The organism is Calditrichota bacterium (genome assembly GCA_013152715.1).
Taxonomy (GTDB): Bacteria; Zhuqueibacterota; Zhuqueibacteria; order Thermofontimicrobiales; family Thermofontimicrobiaceae; genus 4484-87.
Map to the genome: position 1 here is coordinate 1 of JAADFU010000087.1, position 4,500 is coordinate 4,500.

4 protein-coding genes are annotated in these 4,500 nt (G+C 45.0%); 3 read left to right on the forward strand and 1 reads right to left on the reverse strand.

What is annotated here, in order from left to right:
* The 3 genes from GXO74_06470 to GXO74_06480 all read left to right on the forward strand — a co-directional run.
* Positions 1 to 1,032 (forward strand): T9SS type A sorting domain-containing protein (locus GXO74_06470; protein ID NOZ61308.1); only part of this gene is annotated, 1,032 nt, incomplete at its 5' end.
* Positions 1,033 to 1,213: 181 nt separating this feature from the next.
* Complete coding sequence (locus tag GXO74_06475) at positions 1,214 to 2,089, forward strand: T9SS type A sorting domain-containing protein (GenBank protein NOZ61309.1); 876 nt, start codon at positions 1,214 to 1,216, stop codon at positions 2,087 to 2,089.
* Between the two features lie 50 nt (positions 2,090 to 2,139).
* Positions 2,140 to 3,489, forward strand: coding sequence for a hypothetical protein (locus GXO74_06480; GenBank protein NOZ61310.1), 1,350 nt, complete (start codon positions 2,140 to 2,142; stop codon positions 3,487 to 3,489).
* 70 nt (positions 3,490 to 3,559) lie between these two features.
* Here GXO74_06480 and GXO74_06485 read toward each other — a convergent pair.
* Positions 3,560 to 4,500, reverse strand: a 941-nt coding sequence (locus GXO74_06485; GenBank protein ID NOZ61311.1) for a ThuA domain-containing protein, incomplete at its 5' end; no start/stop codon positions are given.

Sequence of the window (4,500 nt, forward strand, 5' to 3'; positions counted from 1 at the left end):
ACGCTCGCCACTAAAGATGGCGAGTTTGATCAAAGTTTCATTTTGAGTTATGATGCGGCAATCACAGCGCGCCTGGCGCTAAATTTGATCCCCGATACATCGCAAATTACGCGCATCGCTGCGGACGCCGATCAAAATAACGAAGTGCAGATGTTTGATGCGTCGTTGATTGCCCAATACGCAGTCGGATTGGCTAATTCACACAGCAAAATCGGCGACTGGGCTTTTGCCCCGGAAAACAGGCATTACGTAAATCTTGATTCCAGCTATTTGTACCAGGATTTCAATGGCACTATTGTTGGCGATGTGGATGGAAATTGGCAGCCAGGCGGCTATTTGCCTAAATCAAATGTCCCAAAGATTTATTCCTACTTGCAGGATCAGGAAAAAGAAGTGGGTGACAAAGTGCGCATTCCGTTCATTTCCGAAGGCGATCGAGAGATTCTGTCCTTTGATATTAATGTCAGCTATGATTACAAGGCATTGCGCTTCATCGGTTTTGAGCAAACTGATTTGAGCCAGAAATTTCAAATTTTTCTCAATGATACTGAACCGGGCAAAGTCATTATCGGTGGCTTTGGTGTGGAACCGATTGTAGATAGCGGCGAGTATCTGGAATTAGTATTTGAGGTGATTGGGAACAATAATTCGTCAACTCAAGTTGAATTAAACAGTTACCGCATCAATGCAGAAGACCCGCAGCAGGGTTTTGCTACTGTTGTTATTACCTCCGGGCAGTTCCGCGAGTTGCCGAAAGAATACGCGCTGTTGAATAATTTCCCCAATCCATTCAATCCTGAAACTTCAATCAAATTTCAGTTGCCGCAGCAGGATCATGTTGTAATCAAAATTTTCAACATGATGGGGCAAGAAGTGAGAGTGCTGCTCGATGAAGACAAAGCGCCGGGCGCCTACCAGATTAAATGGGACGGTCGGGATAATTGGGGAAATGTCGCTCCCAGCGGAAACTATGTATATCGCATGAAGACAAAACATTTCCAAGATTCGCGGCGGATGGTATTTCTCAAATAAAACGATAAATTTATTTCATTTGTTCTTTGCAATCTGGATATTGACAATTTTTTGATGTGATCGAAAATTCCTCATCTTTGCTGACCACCATGGAACGTAAATTGCAGTAACGGCGACGATTGAAACGGCGGCGAATTTTGAACGGGGGGAAGCATGGGCTCTATTGAGGATGAGAAAAACGGTGCTCAAATTACTGGCTTGCGTTTTGTTACTTTTTGCCATTGCGAGTGATGCGGCGGCGCAAAAAGTGCGTTTGACCTGGAATATTCCGAAAGGCAACAACATTCACAGCTACCGCATTTATCGAAAAGCAAGCTGGCAGTCAAATTTTCAGTTGGCGGGTGAAACGCAACATCCGGACACGGTTTATGTTGATAAGCAATTGTTTTTTAATGTTGAAATTTTATATGCAGTAACTTCGGTGGATTCGGCCGGAAATGAAAGTTCTTTCTCACGATTGGCAGATTTGTTCATCCCTGATAGTTATGCGCCGTTTGGCGAGTTTGCAGTTGAGACAGCAGAAAAAGAAGTTACTCTGAACTGGCTTGTGCGCAAGAATGAGAGAGAGTGGGAATTTCAGATCTTTCGCAGCGATGGGGATAGGGAAAATTTTACACCGTTGCAAACGGTGGCATTCAATCCGGCGATGAATGGGAATCGGTTACAATTTGTTGATCGAAATTTAACCAGCGGACATTATTTTTACTATATTGTAACCAAAAATCGGACAGGCGGAGAATTTTTCAGCGAAGTGAAGTCCGCTGCTGTTGAAATTCCCAAAAATTTTTATCTGAGTCAAAATTTTCCGAATCCGTTCAATTCAACGACAGTGGTCAGATTTGGCGTGCCGGAATTCACAGGGGTAATGGTTGCAATTTTCAATTTGCAGGGACAAAAAGTTCGCGATTTAGTGGATGAAAATTTCCAGTCAGGAAGTTACCAGATTCAGTGGAATGGGAAGGATGCGCAAAATGCTGACTTGGCGAGCGGGACTTATTTTATTCGCATGACAGCAGGGAAGTCCATTTTCGTGAAACGAATTTTGTTATTAAAATAAATTTTGGTGGGGAAAGTGTGCGGTTGGTGAAAAAATCAAGGAGTGAAATTATGAAGCGGACGATGATTAAAATAATGGCAACATTTGTCTGCCTGTTAATAGCAGTGCCGCTGTTGGCAACGGATTTTTACGTGGACAAAAACGCGTCCGGCAGCAATAATGGTACGTCCTGGGCCAATGCCTGGCGCAGTTTTTCTGATATCAATTGGAGCAATGTCAAACCGGGAGACACGATTTACATCTCCGGTGGAAGTAGCTCAAAAACTTACTACGAATCTCTCGATGTCGGCGCGGACGGCACATCCAGCAATCCGATTACGATTACCAAGGGACAGACATCCGGACACAACGGCGACGTGATAATTGACGGCCAGAACAGCCGAGAATTTGGCGTTCGAGTGGAAAGTGTAGATTATATTATTGTCAAGAATCTCGTCGTGAAAAATTGCACTGGCAATGGTGCGATCAAAGTCCGCTACTGCAGCGGCGCTGTCATTGATAACAACGACATTTACGTTACAGGCCACGGCGGCGTTTATTTGCGCGGCACCTCGAACTGCAAAGTCAAATACAACAACATCACTACTCCCGACTACATCGCGGCGCAGACTGACGGCATTTATTCGGAGCTAAATAGAAACAATTCTTATTTTGGAAATAAAATTGTCATCAGTAACGGACATCCGGACGAGCACAACGATGGCATTCAAATGTACAGAGATGAGAATATTACTATTTACAATAATTACATCGAACAGGACAATAACAAAGTCTCCAATGCTCAGGGAATTTATTGTACTTCATCAACAGGGACGATCAAGATTTACAACAATGTCATTTACGGGCCTCATACGAAAAATAGTTTGATTGCGCTGCGGAATTTGGACGATGGAAGCGCTACTTTGCTTGCTTACCACAATACACTCTATGGCAGCGGCTGGGGCTCCATTCGCGTGGACGGGAGTCCGAATGCTAAAGTGAAAAATAACGTTCTTGTGTGCTACCAATCCGGCGGGACCGTGATGCGCGTGGAAGGCTCTGTTTCCAATCTTGCAAATTATGATTACAATATTTATTACGCGCCGTCTTCTTCAGTGCCAGCGGAACGGGATGGCAGCGGCAAAAGTTGGTCTCAGTGGCGAAACATGGGATTTGAGCCGCACGGCATTTACGGCGATCCGAAATTGGAAGACGTGAGTAGAAAGAAATTTGAGCTGTTGTCAGATTCTCCCGCCATCGACCACGGCGTTGATCTGGGTTCTTCTTACAATAAAGATAAAAATCGCGTCACCAGACCTCAGGGAAATGGCTGGGACATGGGCGCTTATGAATTTGAAGGACAGTCGCAGCAAGCGCCGCAGCCGCCGGAAAATGTCCAGGCGGAATTTGTGGGAGGTTAGTCGGCAAGTAAGTTGCGGGAAAAATTTATAACCCGATTCGTGGTAAATATTTCAGCGAGTCGGGTTTTTTTTATTTTTTCTCAATAGGCAGCACTTTTTTCAAAACATTTCTCACGATCTGCGAACTCACCGGATCAATCAAAAGTGAGCCGCCAAAGGCGATGGACGATACCGAAAATACCAGGCCCGCGCCATTTTTCGGCTCGCGGATTATCATGTCAGCGCCGCCGTTGCCAGGATTTTTGCCTTTTGCCAGCAATAATACGTCTTCGGGAGCCGTAGGCGTAATTTTATCCGTTTCCCAGCCGGAACCGCCGTCACCGTGCGACTCTTTCTCAATTTGAATGCCTGGTTTTGTCGCATCATAGCCGCTGTTTTCGGAATCATTTGCATCGGGTTGGTTCAGACTTTTTTCAGCAAACAAATCGCCTTTTTTGAGATTTGTGCCGGCAAAAATCCAGTGCTCCGGCTGAATGACCTGATATGGCGCTCTCGTCTGATAGCCGCGCATGTCAAAACGCACGCCAAGGATTTGCGATTCGTCGGCGACAGAATAATTGAAGCTCAGACTGACGCAATGGAGATCGCCTTCCGGATAAAATTCTATTTCCCGGAAGATAGAATTGCCGGAAATGTTCAGAATTGCGCCGCCATTGCGGTGAAATTTCGTCAAACCTTCAAACATTTCTTTAGACCAGTATTCGCAATGAGTGTTCAAAATAACAGCGTTGTAATGGCGCAGCAGCTCGGGAGCGTGGTGGAGGTCAAAACCGCTCACAACGTCGTAGCTGAAATTTTCTTTTTCCAACCATGCCAGCACGCGCCATTCTCCGGCGGAAAGATGACTGGTGAATTCAGTTTCTGGATTTTCATCGTAAATCGATAAATTGGGATGCGGTCTGCGAATGGACAATTTTTTGAATTGCCAGGCATCGGGATGGTTTTTTATGGATAAAACGATTTGACTTTTCAATATTTTTTTCAGCCGCTGTTTGATATCTTCCGGAAGAA